21 protein-coding genes and 1 pseudogene are annotated in these 23,041 nt (G+C 57.2%); 18 read left to right on the plus strand and 4 right to left on the minus strand.

What is annotated here, in order from left to right:
* Positions 1–129: 129 nt before the first annotated feature.
* Genes phnL through phnP form a run of 5 tightly spaced genes read left to right on the plus strand, consistent with a single transcriptional unit; the run spans position 130 to position 3,686 of the window.
* Complete coding sequence (gene phnL / locus H2Z33_RS23175; RefSeq protein ID WP_040118264.1) at positions 130–810, plus strand: phosphonate C-P lyase system protein PhnL; 681 nt, start codon at positions 130–132, stop codon at positions 808–810.
* Entirely contained in the window at positions 807–1,943 is a 1,137-nt protein-coding gene (phnM, locus tag H2Z33_RS23180; protein ID WP_047637881.1) for an alpha-D-ribose 1-methylphosphonate 5-triphosphate diphosphatase, read from the plus strand. Before phnL ends, phnM begins: the two co-directional genes overlap by 4 nt.
* Entirely contained in the window at positions 1,940–2,491 is a 552-nt protein-coding gene (gene phnN / locus H2Z33_RS23185; protein ID WP_026080559.1) for a ribose 1,5-bisphosphokinase, read from the plus strand. The genes phnM and phnN overlap by 4 nt, the downstream gene beginning before the upstream one ends.
* Positions 2,484–2,918 (plus strand): aminoalkylphosphonate N-acetyltransferase, encoded by a 435-nt coding sequence (gene phnO, locus H2Z33_RS23190; protein WP_015570217.1) that lies wholly within the window; start codon positions 2,484–2,486, stop codon positions 2,916–2,918. Before phnN ends, phnO begins: the two co-directional genes overlap by 8 nt.
* 9 nt (positions 2,919–2,927) lie before the next feature.
* The gene (gene phnP / locus H2Z33_RS23195) at positions 2,928–3,686 is read left to right on the plus strand and encodes a phosphonate metabolism protein PhnP (protein ID WP_063135434.1); all 759 of its coding nucleotides are present in this window, start codon (positions 2,928–2,930) and stop codon (positions 3,684–3,686) included.
* A 54-nt stretch (positions 3,687–3,740) separates the two neighbouring features.
* Here the strand turns inward: phnP and yjdP are convergent, their stop codons facing one another.
* Together yjdP and rpiB are read right to left on the minus strand one after the other, a co-directional pair.
* Positions 3,741–4,064: a DDRRRQL repeat protein YjdP gene (gene yjdP / locus H2Z33_RS23200; RefSeq protein ID WP_017382647.1), complete on the minus strand. Its 324-nt coding sequence runs from the start codon at positions 4,062–4,064 to the stop codon at positions 3,741–3,743.
* Positions 4,065–4,133: 69 nt separating this feature from the next.
* A complete protein-coding gene (rpiB, locus tag H2Z33_RS23205) occupies positions 4,134–4,583 on the minus strand; it encodes a bifunctional allose-6-phosphate isomerase/ribose-5-phosphate isomerase RpiB (protein ID WP_023295775.1) in 450 nt (149 codons plus the stop codon).
* 351 nt (positions 4,584–4,934) lie between these two features.
* Between rpiB and H2Z33_RS23210 the strand changes: the two genes are divergently transcribed.
* The 6 genes from H2Z33_RS23210 (at position 4,935) to alsK (ending at position 11,027) form a co-directional block, all read left to right on the plus strand.
* On the plus strand, positions 4,935–5,825 hold the full coding sequence (locus H2Z33_RS23210) for a MurR/RpiR family transcriptional regulator (protein WP_015570213.1): 891 nt from the start codon (positions 4,935–4,937) through the stop codon (positions 5,823–5,825).
* Positions 5,826–5,889: 64 nt separating this feature from the next.
* A complete protein-coding gene (gene alsB / locus H2Z33_RS23215) occupies positions 5,890–6,825 on the plus strand; it encodes a D-allose transporter substrate-binding protein (RefSeq protein WP_015570212.1) in 936 nt (311 codons plus the stop codon).
* A gap of 76 nt (positions 6,826–6,901) precedes the next feature.
* A complete protein-coding gene (alsA, locus tag H2Z33_RS23220; protein WP_063135433.1) occupies positions 6,902–8,434 on the plus strand; it encodes a D-allose ABC transporter ATP-binding protein AlsA in 1,533 nt (510 codons plus the stop codon).
* Positions 8,413–9,393, plus strand: coding sequence for a D-allose ABC transporter permease (gene alsC / locus H2Z33_RS23225; RefSeq protein WP_017382644.1), 981 nt, complete (start codon positions 8,413–8,415; stop codon positions 9,391–9,393). The genes alsA and alsC overlap by 22 nt, the downstream gene beginning before the upstream one ends.
* Before the next feature lie 10 nt (positions 9,394–9,403).
* Entirely contained in the window at positions 9,404–10,099 is a 696-nt protein-coding gene (gene alsE / locus H2Z33_RS23230) for a D-allulose 6-phosphate 3-epimerase (protein ID WP_015570210.1), read from the plus strand.
* Positions 10,083–11,027, plus strand: a complete 945-nt coding sequence (alsK, locus tag H2Z33_RS23235) for an allose kinase (protein ID WP_063135432.1) — start codon at positions 10,083–10,085, stop codon at positions 11,025–11,027. Before alsE ends, alsK begins: the two co-directional genes overlap by 17 nt.
* On the opposite strand, the gene H2Z33_RS23240 is transcribed toward alsK, so the two are convergent.
* Positions 10,960–13,257, minus strand: a complete 2,298-nt coding sequence (locus H2Z33_RS23240; protein ID WP_015570208.1) for a hybrid sensor histidine kinase/response regulator — start codon at positions 13,255–13,257, stop codon at positions 10,960–10,962. The two genes, alsK and H2Z33_RS23240, sit on opposite strands and share 68 nt — an antisense overlap.
* A gap of 182 nt (positions 13,258–13,439) precedes the next feature.
* On the opposite strand from H2Z33_RS23240, the gene H2Z33_RS23245 reads away from it, so the two are divergent.
* The 6 genes and pseudogenes from H2Z33_RS23245 (at position 13,440) to H2Z33_RS23270 (ending at position 19,597) form a co-directional block, all read left to right on the plus strand.
* Entirely contained in the window at positions 13,440–14,954 is a 1,515-nt protein-coding gene (locus H2Z33_RS23245) for a sugar ABC transporter ATP-binding protein (RefSeq protein ID WP_045339396.1), read from the plus strand.
* A 2-nt stretch (positions 14,955–14,956) separates the two neighbouring features.
* The gene (locus tag H2Z33_RS23250; RefSeq protein WP_003860239.1) at positions 14,957–15,952 is read left to right on the plus strand and encodes an ABC transporter permease subunit; all 996 of its coding nucleotides are present in this window, start codon (positions 14,957–14,959) and stop codon (positions 15,950–15,952) included.
* Positions 15,953–15,980: 28 nt separating this feature from the next.
* Positions 15,981–16,922 (plus strand): annotated as a pseudogene (locus H2Z33_RS23255) (ABC transporter substrate-binding protein).
* A gap of 98 nt (positions 16,923–17,020) precedes the next feature.
* Positions 17,021–17,707 (plus strand): D-lyxose/D-mannose family sugar isomerase, encoded by a 687-nt coding sequence (locus H2Z33_RS23260; RefSeq protein WP_062938442.1) that lies wholly within the window; start codon positions 17,021–17,023, stop codon positions 17,705–17,707.
* A gap of 10 nt (positions 17,708–17,717) precedes the next feature.
* Positions 17,718–18,578: a ketose 1,6-bisphosphate aldolase gene (locus tag H2Z33_RS23265; protein WP_063135429.1), complete on the plus strand. Its 861-nt coding sequence runs from the start codon at positions 17,718–17,720 to the stop codon at positions 18,576–18,578.
* On the plus strand, positions 18,578–19,597 hold the full coding sequence (locus H2Z33_RS23270; RefSeq protein ID WP_063135428.1) for a carbohydrate kinase family protein: 1,020 nt from the start codon (positions 18,578–18,580) through the stop codon (positions 19,595–19,597). Before H2Z33_RS23265 ends, H2Z33_RS23270 begins: the two co-directional genes overlap by 1 nt.
* Here the strand turns inward: H2Z33_RS23270 and H2Z33_RS23275 are convergent.
* Positions 19,579–20,310, minus strand: coding sequence for a response regulator (locus H2Z33_RS23275; RefSeq protein ID WP_015570202.1), 732 nt, complete (start codon positions 20,308–20,310; stop codon positions 19,579–19,581). The genes H2Z33_RS23270 and H2Z33_RS23275 overlap by 19 nt on opposite strands.
* A gap of 256 nt (positions 20,311–20,566) precedes the next feature.
* On the opposite strand from H2Z33_RS23275, the gene fdhF reads away from it, so the two are divergent.
* The gene (fdhF, locus tag H2Z33_RS23280) at positions 20,567–22,714 is read left to right on the plus strand and encodes a formate dehydrogenase subunit alpha (protein WP_080024796.1); all 2,148 of its coding nucleotides are present in this window, start codon (positions 20,567–20,569) and stop codon (positions 22,712–22,714) included.
* Positions 22,715–23,041: the final 327 nt, after the last annotated feature.

Genomic DNA, 23,041 nt, shown 5'->3' on the forward strand with positions numbered 1-23,041 from the left:
TACCCGGCCTACGAACACCGCACCTTGTAGGCCGGGTAAGGCGAAGCCGCCACCCGGCAAAACGAACACCGCACCCGTAGGCCGGGTAAGGCGAAGCCGCCACCCGGCAAAACGAATCGCGAGGCCAAAATGATCCACGTTGAAAATGTCAGTAAAACCTTTGTGCTCCACCAGCAAAACGGCGTCCGCCTGCCGGTACTGCAAAATGCCTCGTTAGAGGTCAGCAACGGCGAATGCGTGGTGCTGCATGGCCATTCCGGCAGCGGAAAATCCACCCTGCTGCGCTCCCTGTATGCCAACTACCTGCCGGACGAAGGCCATATTCATATTCGCCATAACAATGAATGGGTCGATCTGGTTCAGGCTCCCGCGCGCAAAGTGCTGGAAGTGCGCCGCTCGACGATCGGCTGGGTCAGCCAGTTCCTGCGAGTGATCCCGCGGATCTCCGCCCTGGACGTGGTCATGCAACCCCTGCTGGATCTCGGCGTGCCGCGCGAAACCTGCGCCGCTAAAGCCGCCAGCCTGCTGACGCGCCTCAACGTACCGGAGCGTCTGTGGCACCTCGCCCCGTCGACCTTTTCCGGCGGCGAGCAGCAGCGCGTCAACATCGCCCGCGGCTTTATCGTCGATTACCCGATTTTACTCCTGGATGAACCCACCGCCTCGCTCGACAGTAAGAACAGCGCAGCGGTGATGGAACTGATCGAACAGGCCAAAGCGCGCGGCGCGGCGATCGTCGGGATCTTCCACGACGCCGCCGTACGCCAACGCGTGGCGGACAGACTGCACCCGATGGGGACAAACGTATGATTATCAATAATGTCAGGCTGGTGCTGGAAAATGAGGTCGTGAACGGCTCGGTTGAGGTGCGGGACGGTGTCATCCGCGCCTTTGCCGAAACCCGGAGCCACACTCCTGAAGCGATGGACGGCGAAGGCGGCTGGCTGCTGCCGGGGCTGATTGAGCTGCATACCGATAATCTCGATAAATTCTTCACCCCGCGCCCAAAGGTGGACTGGCCTGCTCATTCAGCGATGAGCAGCCACGACGCGCTGATGGTCGCCAGCGGCATCACCACCGTGCTGGACGCGGTGGCGATTGGCGACGTGCGCGACGGCGGCGATCGCCTGGAGAACCTGGAGAAGATGATCAACGCCGTGGAGGAGACGCAAAAGCGCGGCCTCAACCGCGCCGAGCACCGCCTGCACCTGCGCTGCGAGCTGCCGCACCACACCACCCTGCCGCTGTTTGAGAAGCTGGTGGGCCGCGAGCCGGTCTCGCTGGTTTCCCTGATGGATCACTCGCCGGGGCAGCGCCAGTTCGCCAACATTGAAAAGTATCGCGAATACTATCAGGGCAAATATTCGCTCAACGACGCGGAGATGGCGCGCTACGAAGAAGAGCAGCTCCAGCTTGCGGCCCAGTGGTCGCAGCCGAATCGCCTCTCCATTGCCGCCATGTGCCGAGACCGTAATATTGCCCTGGCCAGCCATGACGACGCCACGCACGATCACGTGCGCGAATCCCACCAGCTTGGCAGCGTGATAGCTGAATTTCCCACCACGTTTGAAGCGGCAGAGGCATCGCGTAAGCACGGCATGAACGTCCTGATGGGCGCGCCAAATATCGTGCGCGGCGGATCGCACTCCGGCAACGTGGCGGCAAGCAGGCTCGCCTCGCTCGGCCTGCTGGATATCCTCTCCTCTGACTATTACCCCGCCAGCCTGCTGGACGCGGCCTTCCGCGTCGCGGACGACGAGAACAACAGCTTCACGCTGCCACAGGCGATTCGCCTGGTGACGAAAAACCCGGCCAGCGCGCTTAATCTTCACGATCGCGGTGAAATTGCCGAGGGGAAACGGGCCGATCTGGTGCTCGCCCACCGTAAGGGCGAGCACATTCATATCGACCACGTCTGGCGTCAGGGAAAAAGGGTATTCTGATGGGAAGACTCATCTGGTTAATGGGCCCGTCCGGCTCCGGGAAGGACAGCCTGCTGTCGGCGTTACGGCAGCGGGAACATTCACAGCTGCTGGTGGCGCACCGCTATATCACGCGCGATGCCAACGCCGGAAGCGAGAACCATATCGCCCTGAGCGAGCAGGAGTTTTTTACCCGCGCCGGACAAAACCTGCTGGCGCTGAGCTGGCATGCCAACGGTTACTACTATGGCGTCGGTATTGAGATTGACCTCTGGCTGCATGCGGGGTTCGACGTACTGGTTAACGGCTCGCGGGCGCATCTCCCGCAGGCTCGCGCCCGGTACGAAGCGGCGCTGCTCCCGGTCTGTTTGCAGGTTTCCCCGGACGTTCTCCGTAGCCGGCTGCAAAAGCGGGGGCGCGAAAACGCGCGCGAGATCGACCAGCGGCTGGAACGGGCGGCACGCTACACCCCGTCGGGTTGCCATCTCCTCAATAACGACGGAAGTTTGCTACAGTCAGTCGAGACCTTTCTATCGCTTATTCGCCAGAAGGAGAAACAGCATGCCTGACTGCCAGCTTCGCCCCGCCACCGCCGACGATGCGCCGATCGTTTACGCGCTGATCTGCGAACTTAAGCAGGCCGAGTTCGATCATCAGGCGTTTCACGCCGGGTATCTGGCCAACTTGCAGGATCACAATATGCGTTACCAGCTGGCCGAGCTGGACGGGCAGATCATCGGTATGATCGGCCTGCATATGCAGTTTCACCTGCATCACGCCCGCTGGATCGGCGAGATCCAGGAGCTGGTGGTGATGCCGCAGGCGCGCGGATTAAAAGTGGGCAGCCAGCTGCTGGCCTGGGCAGAGGACGTCGCGCGACAGGCAGGCGCCGAGCTGACCGAGCTTTCCACCAGCGTGAAGCGCGTGGACGCGCACCGTTTTTATGTTCGTGAAGGATATACGCAAAGCCATTTCCGCTTCACCAAACCGCTGTAGAGGTGCGTTATGAGTCTGACGATCACGCTGACAGGAACCGGAGGGGCGCAGCTGGTGCCGGTGTTTGGCTGCGACTGCGCGGCGTGCCGACGGACGCGTTTACAGGAAAATTATCGCCGTCGCCCCTGTAGCGCGGCGGTGAAATTCAACGATTCGGTCACCTTGCTGGACGCGGGTATTCCACACCTGATGGACGACTGGCCCGCGGGGAGTTTCAGGCAGATTTTGCTTACCCATTATCATATGGATCACGTTCAGGGGCTTTTTCCTCTGCGCTGGGGCGTGGGAGCGACCATTCCGGTTTACGGTCCGCCGGACGACGCAGGCTGTGACGACCTGTTCAAGCATCCGGGCCTTCTCGATTTCAGCCACACGGTGGAGCCGTTTGTGATGTTTGAACTTCAGGGCTTGCGGGTCACGCCGCTGCCGCTCAACCATTCAAAACTCACGTTTGGCTATCTGCTGGAGTCCGCCCACAGCCGCGTGGCGTGGCTTTCTGATACCGCCGGGCTACCGGATAAAACGGTGACGTTTCTGCTAAACAATCAGCCGCAGGCGATGATTATCGACTGTAGCCATGAACCGCGCCCGGAGACGCCGCGCAACCATTGTGATTTGAATACGGTGATTGCGCTGAACGGGGTGATTGGCTGTCCGCAGGTGATCCTGACGCATATCAGCCATCAGTTTGACGTGTGGATGATGAATAACCCGCTGCCGTCCGGCATTGAAGCGGGGTATGACGGGATGGTGCTGGTACTGGATTAGGTTTTGCCGGGTGGCGGCTGCGCCTTACCCGGCCTGTGCGTTGCAATACCGGCGTTACCACCGATCGTAATCATCCTCTAACCGGCGCTCATCCTCTTCTAACCGACGCCGATCGTCATCCAGCTGCCGCTGACGCTCGTCTAAACGCTGGCGTCGATCTTCTAACTGTCGACGACGATCGTCGTACTGGCGGCTGTCGGTTTGACGGCTGCGATCGTAACGATCGTCGTCGTCATCATTACGGCTGCTGCCGGGGTTATAGGCGTCGTTGATCGCCTGCTGAATATTGCCAATGGCATCATCAATCACATCGGCATGCGCCAGTTGGCTGGTTAAAGTCAGCAGACCCAATAACAGAGCGGTAGAGTAACGTTTCATAAGGCCAGACTCGCAGGTGAACTGGCCTTACGGTAATGAATGGCAGGGAACCGGGGTAGCGGAGGAATCTCAATTCCTGGCCTGTTCAATCGCCCCTATCGCATCGACTCGCGCCTGATGTCGTCCCCCTTCAAACGGTGCATTTAGCCAGGCATCGACGATCATTTTTGCCAGCTCCAGTCCGACCACGCGCGAACCAAATGCCAGCACATTCGTGTTGTTATGCTGCCTTGAAAGCTGAGCTGAATAAGGTTCGCTACAGACCACTGCGCGGATGCCCGGGAACTTATTGGCCGTAATGGAGATCCCTACCCCCGTTCCGCAGATCAGGATGCCGCCATCCACCTCCTTATCGATAATAGCCTGTGCAACCGCGCTGGCATAATACGGGTAGTCAGTACGCTCCGGGGAACAGGTGCCTTTATCCACCACGTCGATGCCACGCGCGCGCAGATGGGCCAGAATATCCTCTTTCAGCATAAAACCTACGTGATCGCAGCCAAATGCAATCTTTTTCATGATAAACCTCATCGTGGGTTAACTTTACGAACTCGATGGAGTTGTGATTTAAGACCGGTCAGTTGTGCAATAAAACCTCAAAACCATCGAGTTCTGCGCGTGTTTTACACCCATGACTTTGACATTTCAACTCTCTCATGACGGTATATTTCTTACGGCATGCATTAAAATCCGTTAACGTGTCATAATTATATTATTGATTTTCAAGGGAATCCTAAAGCAACCGCCCATCAAAACTTCACAGACAATAAAACTTTATGAATTTCCAAACATTGTGAAGTTGCTAGCATATTTTCATGCCAGAGTGTGGTGATATAGTGTCGTCTTCATTTTTAAGGACAAAAGAGAGCGATGAGTCAGTCAGAATTTAAAAAAGAGCTGCCTAACGGCATTGGCCTTGCACCGTACCTGCGCATGAAGCAGGAAGGCATGACCGACAACGAAAGCCGTATCGTCGACTGGCTGCTCCAGCCGGGTAACCTGAGCGGCGCGCCTGCGATTAAAGACGTTGCCGAAACGCTGATGGTGTCGGAAGCGATGATTGTGAAAGTGGCCAAACTGCTCGGCTTTAGCGGTTTCCGTAACCTGCGTGCGGCGCTGGTCGACTACTTCTCGCAATCCGAACAAGTATTACCTGCGGAACTCGCTTTTGATGAAGCACCACAGGATGTGGTTAACAAAGTGTTCAATATTACGCTGCGCACCATTATGGAAGGCCAGTCGATAGTGAACGTGGATGAAATTCACCGCGCGGCACGTTTCTTCGCCCAGGCCAACCAGCGCGATCTGTACGGTGTGGGGGGTTCTAACGCTATTTGCGCCGACATCCAGCATAAGTTTCTACGCATCGGCGTGCGCTGCCAGTCGTATCAGGACGCGCACATTATGATGATGTCGGCATCGCTGCTGAAGGAAGGGGATGTGGTACTGGTGGTCTCCCATTCCGGCCGCACCAGTGATGTGAAAGCAGCAGTTGAGTTAGCAAAAAAGAACGGCGCCAAAATTATCTGTATTACCCATAGCTACCATTCGCCGATTGCTAAACTTGCTGATTATATTATTTGTTCGCCAGCACCAGAGACCCCGTTATTAGGGCGCAACGCCTCCGCGCGTATATTACAGCTTACATTATTAGATGCGTTATTTGTTTCCGTTGCACAACAAAATATCGAACAGGCCACACTTAATATGCAAAAAACCGGCGCTATTGTGGATTTCTTCTCTCCTGGCGCACTGAAGTAAATTAAAAGGTTAATCCTGCTCAGGCGGGATTAACAACAACATACCCTACATTGAGAACACTGCTATGAATAAATATCTGAAATATTTCAGCGGCGCCGCTATGGGCTTAATGTTATCCACCAGCGCGTTTGCTGCTGCGGAATATGCGGTGGTATTAAAAACGCTCTCCAATCCATTCTGGGTGGATATGAAGAAAGGGATTGAAGATGAAGCCAAAACCCTGGGAGTAAGCGTTGATATTTTTGCCTCGCCGTCAGAAGGGGATTTTCAGTCCCAGCTACAGCTGTTCGAAGATCTGAGTAATAAAAAATACAAGGGTATCGCTTTTGCCCCACTCTCCTCCGTGAATCTGGTCATGCCCGTCGCGCGCGCCTGGCAGAAAGGTCTCTATCTGGTGAATCTCGATGAAAAAATCGATATGGATAACCTGAAAAAAGCAGGTGGCAATGTAGAGGGGTTTGTCACAACGGACAACGTGGCCGTCGGCGCAAAAGGGGCCGATTTTATTATCAATAAACTTGGTGCGGAGGGGGGCGAAGTCGCAATCATTGAGGGTAAAGCCGGTAACGCATCGGGCGAGGCGCGCCGCAATGGCGCAACAGAAGCCTTCAAAAAAGCAAACCAAATTAAGCTGGTTGCCAGCCAGCCCGCCGACTGGGATCGCATTAAAGCTCTGGATGTGGCAACCAACGTGCTGCAACGAAACCCGAATCTGAAAGCCTTCTACTGCGCGAACGATACCATGGCGATGGGCGTGGCGCAGGCGGTGGCAAACGCCGGTAAAATCGGCAAAGTGCTGGTGGTCGGCACCGATGGTATTCCAGAGGCGCGTAAGATGGTCGAAGCCGGTCAGATGACGGCAACCGTCGCACAAAACCCGGCGGACATCGGGGCGACCGGCCTGAAATTAATGGTGGATGCCGCGAAAACCGGGAAAGTCATCCCGCTGGAAAAAACGCCTGAATTCAAGTTGGTGGATTCGATTCTGGTGACAAAATAACGCAGAACTGTGCGGCTTGATGCCCTCACTCCGGCCCTCTCCCACAGGGAGAGGGTGAACAGAGAAGGAAATAAACATGGTCACGCCATATATCTCGATGGCGGGGATCGGCAAATCCTTTGGTCCGGTTCACGCATTAAAATCGGTTGATTTAACTATATACCCTCATGAGATCCACGCATTATTAGGGGAGAATGGTGCCGGTAAATCAACCTTAATGAAAGTATTGTCGGGAATTCATGAGCCGACCAAAGGCTCCATTATTATTAATGAAAAGAATTACGACAAATTGGATCATAAACTGGCAGCACAACTGGGCATCGGCATTATATATCAGGAACTCAGCGTTATTGATGAATTAACCGTGCTGGAAAATTTATATATAGGCCGTCACCTGACTAAAAAGGTTTGTGGCATCAGGATTATTGACTGGAAAGAGATGCGCATTCGCGGTGCGATGATGCTCTTACGCGTCGGATTAAAAGTCGATTTAGATGAAAAAGTAGCGAATTTATCCATCAGCCATAAACAGATGCTGGAAATCGCGAAAACCTTAATGCTCGATGCCAAAGTGATCATTATGGATGAACCCACATCTTCATTAACCAATAAAGATGTGGATTATCTTTTCTTGATCATGAATCAGCTGCGTAAAGAAGGCACCGCCATCGTCTATATCTCGCATAAGCTCGCGGAAATCCGCCGCATCTGCGACCGCTACACGGTAATGAAAGACGGTTCCAGCGTATGCAGTGGCCTGGTGAGTGACGTTTCAAACGACGACATTGTGCGCCTGATGGTCGGCCGCGAACTGCAAAACCGCTTTAACGCCATGAAAGAGAGCACCGGCAACATCGAACGCGACACGGTGTTTGAGGTGAACAACGTCACCAGCCGGGACAAGAAAAAAGTGCGAGATATTTCGTTCAGCGTGAACCGCGGCGAAATACTGGGTTTTGCGGGTCTGGTCGGCTCGGGACGTACCGAACTGATGGACTGTCTCTTCGGCGTGGATAAACGCGCGAGCGGTGAAATTCGCCTCAACGGCAAAACCATCTCCCCGCGTTCGCCTCTGGATGCGTTGAAAAAAGGGATGGCCTACATCACCGAAAGCCGCCGCGAAAATGGCTTTTTCCCTAATTTCTCTATCGCCCAAAACATGGCCGTCAGCCAGAGCCTGAAAAACGGTGGCTATAAAGGGGCCATGGGGCTCTTTCGCGAGCATGAAGAACGCAAGACCGCCGAAGCACAGCGCCAGTTGCTGGCGTTGAAGTGCCATAGCGTAGAGCAAAACATCACCGAACTCTCCGGCGGCAATCAGCAAAAGGTGCTGATTTCTAAATGGCTGTGTTGCAACCCGGACGTCATCATTTTTGATGAACCCACGCGAGGCATCGACGTCGGCGCAAAGGCCGAAATCTACAAGGTGATGCGCCAGCTGGCTGACGAAGGCAAGGTCATCCTGATGGTGTCATCTGAATTACCTGAAATTATCGCCGTCTGCGACCGCATCGCCGTGTTCTGCGAAGGGCGGCTGACGCAAATCCTGACCAATCGCGACGACATGAGCGAAGAGGAGATCATGGCATGGGCATTACCACAAGAGTGAAAGGCGATATGGCGGAGAAAAAGCCATTTAACTTCGCGCTGTTCTGGGACAAGTACGGTACCTTTTTTATCCTCGCGATTATAGTCGCCATCTTTGGCACGCTGTCATCGGAGTACTTCCTCACCACCAACAACATCACGCAGATTTTTGTCCAGAGCTCGGTAACGGTGCTGATCGGGATGGGCGAATTCTTTGCCATCCTTGTCGCGGGTATTGATCTGTCCGTCGGAGCCATTCTGGCACTCTCCGGCATGGTGACTGCCAAACTGATGCTGGCTGGTGTCGACCCGTTTTTTGCAGCACTGATTGGCGGCGTACTGGTCGGCGGCGCGCTGGGGGCGATCAATGGCTGTCTGGTCAACTGGACCGGGCTACATCCGTTCATTATCACTCTCGGTACTAACGCCATTTTTCGCGGCATCACGCTGGTGATTTCCGATGCTAACTCCGTCTATGGCTTCTCGTTCGATTTTGTAAACTTCTTCGCTGCCAGCGTCCTCGGGATACCCGTACCGGTCATCTTCTCGCTGATCGTCGCGGTGATCCTCTGGTTCCTCACCACCCGTATGCGGCTGGGGCGCAATATCTACGCCCTGGGCGGTAACAAAAACTCGGCGTTCTACTCCGGCATCGACGTGAAGTTTCATATTCTGGTGGTGTTCATTATTTCTGGCGTATGCGCCGGGCTGGCGGGCGTGGTGTCGACCGCGCGTCTGGGCGCAGCGGAGCCGCTGGCCGGGATGGGATTTGAAACATACGCCATCGCCAGCGCCATCATCGGCGGAACCAGCTTCTTCGGCGGTAAAGGCCGCATCTTCTCGGTCGTGATTGGTGGTCTCATCATCGGCACCATCAATAACGGACTCAATATCTTACAGGTACAAACCTACTACCAGCTGGTGGTAATGGGCGGGTTGATTATCGCCGCTGTTGCCCTCGACAGATTGATCAGTAAGTAAGGAAATCACTATGAAAATTTCACCCTCCCTGATGTGTATGGATCTGCTGAAATTCAAAGAACAGATCGAATTTATTGACCAGCACGCGGACTACTTCCATATCGACATCATGGACGGCCACTTTGTGCCTAATCTGACGCTGTCTCCGTTCTTTGTCGGCCAGGTGAAGAAGCTCGCCACCAAACCACTGGACTGTCACCTGATGGTGACTCGCCCGCAGGACTACATAAGCCAGCTGGCGCAGGCCGGAGCAGACTTCATCACACTGCACCCGGAGACCATCAACGGTCAGGCTTTCCGCCTGATTGAAGAGATCCGTCGTCACGGTATGAAGGTGGGACTCATCCTCAACCCGGAAACCCCGGTTGAGGCGATGAAATACTATATTCATAAGGCGGACAAAATCACCGTGATGACCGTCGATCCAGGCTTTGCCGGGCAGCCGTTCATTCCGGAAATGCTGGAGAAAATTGCCGAGCTGAAAGCCTGGCGCGAACGCGAAGGGCTGAGCTATGAGATTGAGATCGATGGCTCATGCAATCAGGCCACCTATAAAAAACTGATGGCCGCCGGCGCAGATGTCTTTATCGTAGGAACGTCTGGTCTGTTCAACCATGCAGAGAATATCGGGGATGCATGGCAGCTTATGGCCGGGCAGATCCTGTCGGCACGAAACGAGGTTGTTCCTCATGCAAAAACAGCCTGATGTCGTCGCCGGAGTGGATATGGGAGCCACTCATATCCGTTTTTGCCTGCAAACGACCGACGGTGCGGTGTTGCATTGTGAAAAACAGCGCACCGCAGAGGTTATCCGCTCTGGTGTGGTGTGCGGCGTGACGGAAATGATCACGGCTCAGCTGCGTCATTTACAGGTTCACTGTCGCGGTCTGGTCATGGGCTTTCCGGCACTGGTCGGCAAAGACAAACGCACCATTATCTCGACGCCAAATCTGCCTTTGCAGGCGAATGAGCTCCGCGATCTGGCGGGAAAACTTGAAGATGCGCTAGGCTGCCCGGTCGAATTTTCCCGCGACGTTAACCTTCAGCTTTCGTTTGACGTGGCGCAACACAATCTCCAGCAGCAAGAGGTTCTGGCGGCCTATCTTGGCACCGGCATGGGATTTGCCATCTGGCTAAACGGTGCTCCATGGACGGGCGCGCACGGCGTAGCGGGCGAGCTCGGGCATATTCCACAGGGGGATATGACGCGGCACTGTGGTTGTGGCAACCCGGGATGTCTGGAAACAGTTTGTTCCGGTATCGCATTGAAACAGTGGTACGAACAGCAGCCCCGCGAGTATGCGATGGGAGATATCTTTTCAGCCGTACCCGATGACCCCTTCGTACAACAACTCCTGAATCATGCAGCCCGCGCCATTGCCACCAGTGTAAATCTGTTCGATCCGGATGCGGTGATCCTCGGTGGCGGCGTAATGGATATGCCTGGCTTTCCGCGCGAAGCGCTGATTGTCGGGATAAAGCAGCATTTGCGCCGCCCGCTGCCGCATGAGTCCGTGAAATTTATCCCTGCCTCGTCGTCGTCTTTTAACGGCGCTCAGGGGGCCGCTACCCTGGCTCGCTGCCGGTTCCTGCCATCACCTTGCGCAGCGCCTGCGCCAGCTGTGCGCGGGTGAACGGTTTTCGCAGTAACTGAACGTCCGGCAGCTGCGGGTTATGCGCCGGGCGCAAATCCTGCCCGCTGATCAGCAGCACCGGCAACTGCGGATAGTGGCTGCGTACATGGCCGATCACCTCCGCGCCGCTCAGGCCGCCCGGCAACATCAGGTCGCTGATAAACATGCCGATATCCGGCGATGCGTCCAGCATGTTCAGCGCCTGCTCGCCGTTTTCGGCTTCAAGCGTCAGGTAGCCAAGCTGGTGCAATTGCTCGCACAGGGTCTGCCGCACGCCCGCCTCATCTTCCAGGACCAGCACAAGCAGCTCACTTTCTGCCGGGGCCGTGGTCGCCAGCGCGGCATCATCGGAGAACGCGGGCAGCGTCGAGCGCGGCAGCTGGAGCCGCACGGTGGTTCCCTGCCCCGGCGCGCTTTCGATCTCAACGCGCCCCCCGGACTGACGCACAAAGCCGTACACCATCGACAGCCCTAACCCGCTGCCGCTGCCGGTCTGTTTGGTGGTGAAGAACGGTTCAAAGACCTGCGATTTCACCTCCTGCGACATCCCGCAGCCGTGGTCAATCACCTCCAGCGCGACCATATCCTGCCTGCGCCCGTCGCTGCGGGTCACACGCTGGTTCCAGGTGCGGATTTTGATCACACCATTTTGCCCCTCCATTGCATCACGGGCGTTCATCACCAGGTTGATAATGGCGTTTTCCAGCTGGCTGACGTCAATCCATGCGGGCCAGGCCGGGGTTTGCGCTTCAATATCCAGCGTCAGCGTGGCGGGAAGCGAGTGCCGCATCAGCTCGCTCAGGTTCTCCAGCAGCGGCTTCATCTCTACCGCATGGGGTTGCAGGGATTGCTTGCGCGAGAAGGCCAGCAGACGCTGGGTGAGCATGGCCCCGCGTTCCGCGGCTTTGAGCGCACGAGTGATGCGCGGCGCGTCCGGTGACGCTGAATCGGTCAGCTCCAGACTGCCGATAATCACCGCCAGCAGGTTATTAAAATCATGCGCCAGCCCGCCCGTCAGTTGCCCAACCGCCTTCATTTTCTGGCTGTGCAGCAGCGCCTCCTCCAGCCCCTGACGTTCGATGCGGTCGACCTCCATCTGCGAGGTCTTCTCCTTCAGCAGCCGCGTGGTGTGCTCCAGCGAAGCGGTATTGCGGGCAAAAACGTTAAACGCGCGCGCCAGTTCCCCCAGCTCATCACGCCGCTGTAGCGCGGGCACCGACACATCCTGCTCGCCGTGAGCGAGGCGCGACATTGCCCTTGAGATAGCCGTCAGGTTGGAGCCCAGATTGCGGTAAATATACCAGCAGGCGCAGCCGGTGATGATCAGCGCCAGCACCGCGAAGACGCTGATAAACACGCTGATGGAGCGCAGCTCCTGGTGGCTTTGGGCGGTACGCAGCCGGGAGGCCTGCGCCACCTGTTCAACGTACTGATTAATGTCGCGGTTTAATATCGCCACCAGCGCCTTGATGTGGAACATGTACCAGCTGATGGACAGATCGCTCTCTTCCAGCTGCTTCGACAGTGGCGCGAGCTTGCGCAGCTCATCATTAAAATCCGGGAGCACCAGGTTGACCACCGGTTGCAGGGCGCTCGCGGGTAACATCGCGGTTACTGCATCCAGCTGCTGCACCGTGGCGCGCGGTGAAGGGGTATCAATGGCGGCAACGATCAGCCTGTCCATCTCTGCAAGCTGCCGGGCGTCTGGCACATTGCTCGCGTAACGGCGGTTGATATCCTGCAAATGACGCAGGTAGCTTTGGCTTTGATACAGCGCGCTGAGCAGCGCGTTACGCTCCAGATGCCGTTTTTGCCCGCGCTCCAGCATTCCCGTCACGCTCTGCTGTAACTCATTGCTCCTGCGGATAATACGCGCCACCAGCGCCGGCTCCTGCTGCGCCAGCGGCGCATCGGCAAGCTGCTCCAGCGAGTGGCGCAGCGCCATCTGCGTCTGTTTCAGCCGTTCAGCTTCGCCTTTGTACTCCAGCGCACCGACTACCTGCGACAGCCGCACCGCCGCCGTCGCCACATTCGCGGTATCACGCGCGAGGTTCATGCTGCCAGTCATATCATCCAGCGTTTGCTGCTGCACCTGCTCCTGGATCTGGCTGGCATGACGAAAGCCGAGCACCGCCACGCCGCTGACCATCAGCGTTACCGCCACCACCAGCAGGTTAAATATCAGCAGGCGACCGCGGGCGCTGGTGAAGAACGGGGGGCGTGAAGACATGGGGTTTGGGCTCCTCTGCGGTTTGGTGCCCTCACCCTGGCCCTCTCCCACAGGGAGAGGGAAAAGGAAAATGTGATGGCGATTCGCTATTCATAACTATGACAAATATGAACAGCTTCTGACATTTTGCATTTACGCACCTGTGATGAAGTGCAGATATCGACATTCACAGGAGATCCGCCATGAGCAGAACCCCGGTTTTAGAGATGCGCAATATTGCCAAGACGTTTGGCAATTTCCACGCGCTCAAGGGTGTGGATTTGACGGTTTTCCCCGGAGAGATCCACGCGCTGATGGGGGAAAACGGCGCCGGAAAAAGCACGCTGATGAAGATCCTCGCAGGCGCTTATACCGCCAGCAGCGGCGACATCCTCATCGACGGTCAGCCGTTTCACATCAAAGGTCCGAAGGATGCGCTGGCCGCAGGCATTACCCTGATTTATCAGGAGATGCAGCTTGCTCCTAACCTGACCGTGGCGGAAAACATTTTTCTCGGCAGCGAGCTGTCGCGCGGCGGGCTGGTCCAGCGCAAAGAGATGGCAGCCCAGGCGCAGGCGGTCATTGACCGTCTGGGCGCGCAGTTCAATGCCACCGACCTGGTCATGAAGCTGACCATCGCCGAGCAACAGCAGGTGGAGATCGCCCGCGCGCTGCACCGCAACAGCCGTATTCTGGTGATGGATGAACCCACCGCCGCCCTCTCCTCGCGCGAAACCCACCGTCTGTTCGAACTGATTTTGCGCCTGCGCGATGAAGGAATGGCGATTATCTACATCAGCCACCGCATGGCGGAAGTGTATGAGCTTTCCGATCGCGTCAGCGTCCTGCGCGACGGGCAGTACGTCGGCAGCCTGACGCGCGACAAGCTGAATGCCTCTGAGTTGGTGCGCATGATGGTGGGCCGCCCGCTCAGCGATCTGTTTAACAAAGAGCGCGATATTCCGCTCGGCAGCCCGCGTCTGAACGTGCATCACCTGACAGATGGCAAAAAAGTGCTGCCGTGCAGTTTGCAGGTTCGCTCCGGTGAAATCGTCGGGCTGGCGGGGCTGGTCGGGGCCGGTCGCTCCGAGCTGGCGCAGCTGATCTTCGGCGTGCGCAAAGCCACCGGCGGCATGATCGAGGTCGACGGCGAACCGGTGGTGATCCACTCCCCGCGCGCGGCCATTGAAAACGGCATCGGTTTTCTTACCGAGAACCGCAAGGAGCAGGGGCTGTTTCTGGAGCTGGCGGCGCAGGAGAACATCACCATGGCGACGCTGGAGCGCGACGCCACCTTCGGCTGGCTGAACCGCAAAAAAGCGCAGTCTATTTCCGATGACGCCATCGCCCTGCTCAATATCCGCGTGCCGCATTCTCAGGTGCGCGCGGGCGGGCTCTCCGGCGGCAACCAGCAAAAGCTGCTGATCTCCCGCTGGGTGGCGATTGGCCCGCGCATTCTGATTCTGGACGAACCTACGCGCGGCGTGGACGTCGGCGCGAAAAGCGAGATCTACCGCATCATGAACCAGATGGCGCGCAAAGGGGTGGCGATTCTGATGATCTCCAGCGAGCTGCCGGAAGTGGTGGGCATGAGCGACCGGGTGTACGTGATGCGGGAAGGCAGCATCGCGGGTGAACTCCACGGACGCGACATCTCTCAGGAAAACATTATGACGCTGGCAACCGGCGTGAACGACACACATCATCAGGCGGTGTAATTATGACAACTCCAACCCATCCGCAGCAGGTAGCGAAATCCGCCTCCGCCAAAAAAATGCTGATGAGCGATCTGATGCAAACGATCGGCATTTTGCCAATTTTAATCCTGATTGTGGCGGTATTTGGCTTCATCGCCCCGAACTTTTTCACCGAGAGCAACCTGCTGAATATTACCCGGCAGGCGTCGATCAACATCGTGCTGGCGGCGGGGATGACCTTCATCATCCTGACCGGCGGGATTGACCTCTCTGTGGGCTCGATTCTGGGCACTACGGCGGTAGCGGCGATGGTGGTCTCGCTTATCCCGGAATTTGCGATGCTCTCCATTCCGGCGGCGCTGATGCTCGGTATGGTGCTGGGGCTGTTCAACGGCGCGCTGGTGGCCTTTGCCGGGCTGCCGCCGTTTATCGTCACCCTCGGCACCTATACGGCACTGCGCGGCGCGGCGTATCTGCTGGCGGACGGCACGACGGTCATTAACTCCAACATTAACTTCGAGTGGATCGGCAACAACTACCTCGGCCCGATTCCGTGGCTGGTGGTGATCGCCCTGGCGGTGATTGTGGTGTGCTGGTTTATTCTGCGTCGCACAACCCTCGGCGTTCACATCTATGCGGTCGGCGGCAATATGCAGGCGGCACGCTTAACCGGCATCAAGGTCTGGCTGGTGCTGCTGTTTGTCTACGGCATGAGCGGCCTGCTCTCGGGATTAGGCGGCGTGATGAGCGCCTCGCGCCTCTACAGCGCCAACGGCAACCTCGGCACGGGGTACGAGCTGGATGCGATTGCGGCGGTGATCCTCGGCGGAACCAGCTTCGTCGGCGGGATCGGCACGATCACCGGCACGCTGGTCGGTGCATTGATCATCGCCACCCTCAACAACGGCATGACGCTGATGGGCGTCTCCTACTTCTGGCAGCTGGTGATCAAAGGGGCGGTGATCATCATAGCGGTGCTGATCGACAAATACCGTACCCGACACCATCAAAGTGCATAACAACAATACCCTACGTGAGGAATACAGCATGAGATTGAAGCCCTTAGTGACCGCGCTCTGTGCTGGCGCGCTGCTGGCCGCAACCCCGTTTGCGCAGGCAAAAGATCTGAAGTCCATCGGCGTGACGGTGGGCGACCTGGCTAACCCGTTCTTCGTGCAGATCACCAAAGGCGCCGAGCTGGAAGCGCGCAAGCTGGCGGGGGATAACGTCAAGGTGACGCTGGTCTCCAGCGGGTACGATCTGGGCCAGCAGGTGTCGCAGATCGATAACTTCATTGCGGCGAAAGTGGACATGATCATCCTCAACGCCGCGGATTCCAAAGGGATCGGCCCGGCGGTAAAACGCGCCAAAGAGGCAGGGATCGTGGTCGTGGCGGTTGACGTGGCGGCGGAAGGGGCTGATGCGACCATCACCTCCGATAACACCCAGGCGGGGGAGATGGCCTGTAAGTACATAACCGACCGCCTGAAAGGTAAAGGCAACGTGGTGATCATCAACGGGCCGCCGGTTTCTGCGGTACAAAACCGCGTGGAGGGCTGCCAGACCGAGTTCAGGCGCCACCCGGATATCAAAGTGCTCTCGGATAATCAGAACGCCAAAGGCAGCCGCGAAGGCGGACTGGAGGTCATGACCTCCCTGCTGGCGGCCAATCCGAAGATCGACGGCGTATTCGCAATTAACGATCCGACGGCGATCGGCGCCGATCTGGCGGCGAAACAGGCTTAACGTAATGAGTTCTTTATCGTTGGCGTGGATGGCAGCCCGGACGGTGAAGAAGCTCTGAAGCGCGAAAACTCCCTGTTTGTGGCGACGCCGGCGCAGGATCCGCAGGTGATGGCGGCGAAGGCGGTGGAGATCGGCTATGACATTCTTCAGGGCAAACCTGCGCCGAAAGAGCCTGTGCTGATCCCTGTGACGATGATCGATAAAAAGAACGTCGGCACGTATAAGGGGTGGACGGTTAAGTAACCCCGGTGCGGCCTGATGCCCTCACCCTAACCCTCTCCCCCTCTCCCTTGAGGGAGAGGGCCGGGGTGAGGGGGTGGCATAAAACGCAAGGAGTCCCCATGAAACGCTCCGACATCAATGAAATCCTCGGCCACACGCGGCAGTTCTTCTCCATGCACGACGTGCATCTCCCGCCGTTTGCCAGCTTTCCGCCAACAAAATGGCAGCAGCTTGACCAGGCCGCCTGGCAGGAGGTGTTCGACCTCAGGCTCGGCTGGGACGTGACGGCGTTTGGCAGCAACAGCTTTACCGCACAGGGGTTAACGCTGTTTACCCTGCGCAACGGCTCCCCCAACGGTGTGCCTTATGAGAAGTGCTATGCCGAAAAAATCATGCACGTGCGCGACGGCCAGGTGACGCCGATGCATTTCCACTGGCGCAAGCGGGAGGACATCATCAACCGCGGCGGCGGGAATCTGATTATTGAGTTATGGAATGCGGGGGCGCATGAGGAGACCGAAAACACCGACGTGATCGTCACGATAGACGGCTGTCGGCAGACGCACGCGCCCGGCAGCCAGCTGCGCCTCACGCCAGGGGAGAGCATCTGCCTGACGCCCGGCCTGTACCACAGTTTCTGGGGTGAACGCGGCTTTGGCGACGTGCTGGTGGGCGAAGTGTCGTCGGTCAATGACGATGAACACGACAACCACTTTTTACAGCCCATCGATCGCTACAACACCATCGAAGAAGACGAACCGGCGGTGCTGGTGCTGTGCAACGAGTACAACCTGTTTCGGATATAAGGAGTGAATGATGCCATTGATTTCTCTTGCCGACGGTCTGGCACACGCCAGAGAACACCGCTACGCCCTGGGCGCGTTCAACGTTCTCGACTCCCATTTTCTGCGCGCGCTGTTTGCCGCCGCGAAGCAGGAACGCTCGCCGTTTATCATCAACATCGCCGAAGTGCATTTCAAGTACGTGTCTCTGGAGTCGCTTGTTGAAGCGGTGAAGTTCGAAGCCGCCCGTCACGATATTCCCGTGGTGCTTAACCTCGACCACGGGCTGCATTTTGAAGCCGTCGTACGCGCCCTGCGCTTAGGATTCAGCTCGGTGATGTTCGACGGCTCAACGCTAAGCTACGAGGAAAACATTCGCCAGACGCGGGAAGTGGTGAAGATGTGCCACGCGGTGGGCGTGTCGGTGGAGGCGGAGCTGGGTGCGGTCGGTGGTGACGAAGGCGGCGCGCTTTACGGGCACGCGGACGAAGCGTTCTTTACCGACCCGCAGCTGGCGCGCGAATTTGTCGATTTAACCGATATCGACGCGCTGGCGGTCGCCATTGGCAACGCGCACGGGAAATACAAGGGCGAGCCGAAGCTTGATTTCACGCGTCTGGACGCCATTCGCCAGCAGACGGGGCTGCCGCTGGTTTTACACGGCGGCTCCGGGATTAGCGATGCCGACTTCCGCCGCGCTATCGAGCTCGGCATTCATAAAATCAATTTTTATACCGGCATGTCGCAGGCCGCGCTCGCCGCCGTTGAGCAGCGCATGGCGAACCGCCAGCCGCTGTACGATGAGTTTGCCGAACTGCTGCTGGGCATTGAAGAGGCCATTACCGATACGGTCGCGGAGCAGATGCGCATCTTCGGCAGCGCGGGGCAGGCATAATGGAACGCAAAGGGATTATCGCCGCAGGCAACATGCTGGTGGATCACGTCCACCAGATCGTACAGTGGCCGGAGCGCGGCTGGCTGGCGGAAATCACCCACAGCGAACGCTCAACCAGCGGTGCGCCGCTCAACGTTCTGCTGACGCTGGCGAAAATGCACGTCGGCCTGCCGTTACAGGCGGTGGGGCTGATTGGGGAAGACAGCGACGGAGACTATATTCTGGCGATGCTCGACCAGTATCACGTCAATCGCCAGCGCGTGCAGCGCACGACGTTCGCCCCAACGTCGATGTCGCAGGTGATGACCGACCCCAGCGGACAGCGCACCTTTTTCCACTCGCCGGGCGCCAACCGCCTGCTGGATCTTCCCGCCTTCGATCGTTTAGACGGATCGCTGAAGATCTTCCATCTCGGCTATCTGCTGCTGCTCGACAGCCTGGACATGCCGGACGAGGAGTTTGGCACCCGCAGCGCGCGGTTACTGGTACAGATGCGCGATCAGGGGTATGAAACCTCGCTCGATCTGGTCTCCCGCAAGGGCGATCCGCGCTATCAGCCGCTGGTGCTCCCTGCCCTGCGTCATCTTGATTATCTGGTGATTAACGAGCTGGAAGCCGGTGAGTTTAGCGGGCTTGAGATCCGCGACGGTCATGGTGCGCTGAACATGGTCCATATCGCCGACGCTGCCGCACAGCTGCTGGCGGCAGGCGTGCGGCAGCGGGTGGTGATCCACTGTCCGGAAGGGGCATGGGGTGAAGCGCCGGGTGAAAAAGGACAATGGGTTCCGTCGTGGAAGCTGACGCAGGAGGAGATTATCGGCAGCGTCGGTGCGGGCGACGCGTTTTGCGCAGGCTTTTTATACGGTTGCCATGAATCGCTGTCGCTTACCGAGAGTATTTATCTGGCGCACGCCTGCGCGCGGGCCAGCCTGCTGGCGGCCAATGCGATTGACGGCGCGAAAACGCTGGCCGAGCTTCAGGCGTTTATTCAGGAGAACGGTCAGGCGGCTTTCTCATGATGGGAAACGTCCGTGGCAAAAACATAGCCCAGACCGCGAATGGTTTTGATCAGCAAAGGCTGGTGCGGATTGACCTCAATTTTTCGCCGTAGCCGCATGATCAACACGTCGATAGTGCGGTCAAAGACCTCGGCGCTTTCGCTGTGGGTCAGCTCCAGCAGCTGTTCACGACTCAGTACCCGGCGGGCGTTTTGCGTTAATGCCAGCAGCAGGCCGTATTCGCCCTGGGTTAACGGCACGGTATTACGCTGCGGATCGCTCAGCTCGCAGCGGGTGGTGTCCAGCGTCCAGCCGTTAAAGGTAATACCTTCAACGCGCGGCGCGGCAGGCTCCGCATCCAGCGCGCCGGTTCGACGCAGCACCGCCTTAACGCGGGCGACCACCACGCGCGGATTGAACGGTTTTCCGATGTAATCATCGGCGCCCATTTCCAGCCCGACGACCACATCTGATTCACTTCCCAGCCCCGTCAGCATCACCACCGGTAGCGATGGTCGCTGCTTTTGCAGTTGCAGCAAAACCTGTAATCCGTTGATATCCGGCAGCATCATGTCCAGCAGAACCAGCGCAATGCCAGGGTCCTGCTGGACACGGTTCACCGCGTCCTGACCGGTGTGACACGTCAGCACGGTAAAGACGTGCTCGCTGAGCACATCCTGTAGCAGTTCGCAGACTGCGACATCATCATCAACCACCAGAATCGCCGGTTTCATCGCATGCTTCCGTCAGGGAATTATGTTAAGTCTGAACCATTCTGCCGCCGGCTCCAGCCGAATTGTTTTTTACGTGACGGAAATTCAATCCATGTCACATCCCCTGCCCTTTCGACACGTCAATTTTGACGATTGGCTGTTTTTCGTCAGGGTTTTGCCCCGCAAAGGGCCGTAAAGTCAGGAAATACCCATAGTAAAAACATGGCATAGAAGCTGCATATTGGGCAGGTAAGAACTGTTTAACTGGAGCAAAGTGATGAAAAAAGTCGTCACGGTTTGCCCTTATTGTGCCTCAGGTTGCAAGATCCACCTGGTGGTCGATAACGGCAAAATCGTCCGGGCGGAAGCGGCGCAGGGTAAAACCAATCAGGGCACGCTGTGCCTGAAAGGGTACTACGGCTGGGATTTTATTAACGATACCCAAATCCTCACGCCGCGCCTGAAAACCCCTATGATCCGCCGCGAGCGCGGCGGCAAGCTGGAAGCCGTCTCCTGGAATGAAGCGCTGGATTACGTCGCCACGCGCCTCAGCGCCATCAAGGCCAAGTATGGCCCGGATGCGATTCAGACCACCGGCTCCTCACGCGGAACCGGGAATGAAACCAACTATGTGATGCAAAAATTCGCGCGCGCCGTTATTGGTACCAATAACGTCGACTGCTGCGCTCGCGTCTGACACGGCCCATCGGTTGCAGGTCTGCACCAGTCGGTCGGTAACGGCGCAATGAGTAATGCCATCAATGAGATAGATAACACCGATCTGGTGTTCATCTTCGGCTATAACCCAGCGGATTCTCACCCTATCGTCGCGAATCACGTTATTCGCGCCAAACAGAACGGGGCGAAAATCATCGTCTGCGATCCGCGTAAAATTGAAACCGCGCGCATTGCGGATATGCACATCGCACTGAAAAACGGCTCGAACATCGCGCTGTTGAATGCGATGGGGCATGTCATTATTGAGGAGAACCTCTACGACCAGGCGTTTGTCGCGAGCCGTACGGAAGGGTTTGAAGAGTATCGCAAGATTGTCGAAGGCTATACGCCGGAGTCAGTAGAGGCGATAACCGGCGTCAGCGCGCAGGAGATCCGCCAGGCGGCGCGGATGTACGCCGGAGCGAAAACCGCCGCCATTCTGTGGGGCATGGGCGTGACCCAGTTCTACCAGGGCGTGGAAACCGTGCGCTCGCTCACCAGCCTCGCCATGCTGACCGGCAATCTGGGTAAAGCGCATGTGGGCGTGAACCCGGTGCGTGGTCAGAATAACGTGCAGGGTGCGTGTGATATGGGCGCGCTGCCGGACACCTATCCGGGCTACCAGTACGTGAAGTTCCCGGAAAACCGCGAGAAGTTTGCGAAGGCCTGGGGCGTGGAAAGTCTGCCGGCACACACCGGATACCGCATCAGCGAGCTGCCGCACCGCGCGGCGCACGGTGAAGTACGTGCGGCCTACATCATGGGTGAAGATCCGCTCCAGACCGACGCCGAACTGTCTGCGGTGCGCAAAGGCTTTGAGGATCTGGAGCTGGTGATTGTTCAGGATATCTTTATGACCAAAACCGCGGCAGCGGCGGATGTGATTCTGCCGTCGACCTCCTGGGGCGAGCATGAAGGTGTCTATACGGCGGCAGACCGCGGCTTCCAGCGCTTCTTCAAGGCCGTCGAGCCGAAGTGGGATCTGAAAACAGACTGGCAAATCATCAGCGAAATCGCCACCCGCATGGGCTACCCGATGCACTACAACAACACCCAGGAGATCTGGGACGAGTTGCGGCATCTGTGTCCGGACTTTTATGGGGCAACCTATGAAAAAATGGGTGAGCTGGGCTACATCCAGTGGCCGTGCCGGGATGAGTCAGAATCCGATCAGGGGACGTCGTACCTCTTTAAAGAGAAGTTCGACACCCCGAACGGGCTGGCGCAGTTCTTCACCTGCGACTGGGTCGCGCCGATCGATAAGCTCACCGACGAGTATCCGATGGTGCTCTCCACCGTGCGTGAAGTGGGCCACTACTCCTGCCGCTCCATGACCGGCAACTGCGCCGCGCTGGCGGCGCTGGCGGATGAACCGGGCTACGCGCAGATCAACACCGCCGATGCCGAACGTCTCGGTATTGAAGATGAAGCGCTGGTGTGGGTGAACTCGCGTAAAGGCCGCATCATTACCCGCGCGCAGGTCAGCGACCGTCCAAACAAAGGGGCAGTCTATATGACCTACCAGTGGTGGATTGGCGCCTGTAACGAGCTGGTGACGGAGAACTTAAGCCCGATAACCAAAACGCCGGAGTATAAATACTGCGCCGTAAACGTGGAGCCAATAGCGGATCAACACGCTGCGGAACAGTATGTGATCGACGAATATAACAAGCTGAAAGCCCGCCTGCGTGAAAGCGCAATGGGTTGATGCCGTTAATTAATCGATGAATAAAGGGAGTGAGATATTCACTCCCTTTTTATTTCCGCTTAACACATTAAAAATATCAATTGTTATTCTGGAAAGCGGCTCGCAGAAATAATGTAATTCGTGCGAAAAAGAATTACATCTTTGCATTTTAATTCAGAGGGATAAGATGTGCGGCGGGTGCTTAAGACTTTCTGTCTTGAGCATTGTTGAGGGACAGAAAGTAGGAAGCCCCGGGAAATTTTCATTTACCTGTACTGCACCCATTTTGTTGGACGATGAAATGGAATAGTCCCTGATATGTCAAAGCCAAAATACCCCTTCGAAAAG

Origin of the sequence: Enterobacter sp. YSU (genome assembly GCF_016082135.1) — a bacterium.
GTDB classification, from domain to species: domain Bacteria; phylum Pseudomonadota; class Gammaproteobacteria; order Enterobacterales; family Enterobacteriaceae; genus Enterobacter; species Enterobacter hormaechei_C.

Coding starts and splice junctions, on each gene's coding strand:
- alsC (WP_017382644.1), top strand. CDS start 8,413: ATGGGCATTACCACAAGAGTGAAAGGCGATATGGCGGAGAAAAAGCCA.
- rpiB (WP_023295775.1), bottom strand. CDS start 4,583: ATGAAAAAGATTGCATTTGGCTGCGATCACGTAGGTTTTATGCTGAAA.
- phnL (WP_040118264.1), top strand. CDS start 130: ATGATCCACGTTGAAAATGTCAGTAAAACCTTTGTGCTCCACCAGCAA.
- phnP (WP_063135434.1), top strand. CDS start 2,928: ATGAGTCTGACGATCACGCTGACAGGAACCGGAGGGGCGCAGCTGGTG.
- phnO (WP_015570217.1), top strand. CDS start 2,484: ATGCCTGACTGCCAGCTTCGCCCCGCCACCGCCGACGATGCGCCGATC.
- H2Z33_RS23250 (WP_003860239.1), top strand. CDS start 14,957: ATGACAACTCCAACCCATCCGCAGCAGGTAGCGAAATCCGCCTCCGCC.
- H2Z33_RS23275 (WP_015570202.1), bottom strand. CDS start 20,310: ATGAAACCGGCGATTCTGGTGGTTGATGATGATGTCGCAGTCTGCGAA.
- alsA (WP_063135433.1), top strand. CDS start 6,902: ATGGTCACGCCATATATCTCGATGGCGGGGATCGGCAAATCCTTTGGT.
- H2Z33_RS23240 (WP_015570208.1), bottom strand. CDS start 13,257: ATGTCTTCACGCCCCCCGTTCTTCACCAGCGCCCGCGGTCGCCTGCTG.
- H2Z33_RS23265 (WP_063135429.1), top strand. CDS start 17,718: ATGCCATTGATTTCTCTTGCCGACGGTCTGGCACACGCCAGAGAACAC.
- H2Z33_RS23270 (WP_063135428.1), top strand. CDS start 18,578: ATGGAACGCAAAGGGATTATCGCCGCAGGCAACATGCTGGTGGATCAC.
- alsK (WP_063135432.1), top strand. CDS start 10,083: ATGCAAAAACAGCCTGATGTCGTCGCCGGAGTGGATATGGGAGCCACT.
- H2Z33_RS23260 (WP_062938442.1), top strand. CDS start 17,021: ATGAAACGCTCCGACATCAATGAAATCCTCGGCCACACGCGGCAGTTC.
- alsB (WP_015570212.1), top strand. CDS start 5,890: ATGAATAAATATCTGAAATATTTCAGCGGCGCCGCTATGGGCTTAATG.
- yjdP (WP_017382647.1), bottom strand. CDS start 4,064: ATGAAACGTTACTCTACCGCTCTGTTATTGGGTCTGCTGACTTTAACC.
- H2Z33_RS23210 (WP_015570213.1), top strand. CDS start 4,935: ATGAGTCAGTCAGAATTTAAAAAAGAGCTGCCTAACGGCATTGGCCTT.
- alsE (WP_015570210.1), top strand. CDS start 9,404: ATGAAAATTTCACCCTCCCTGATGTGTATGGATCTGCTGAAATTCAAA.
- phnM (WP_047637881.1), top strand. CDS start 807: ATGATTATCAATAATGTCAGGCTGGTGCTGGAAAATGAGGTCGTGAAC.
- H2Z33_RS23245 (WP_045339396.1), top strand. CDS start 13,440: ATGAGCAGAACCCCGGTTTTAGAGATGCGCAATATTGCCAAGACGTTT.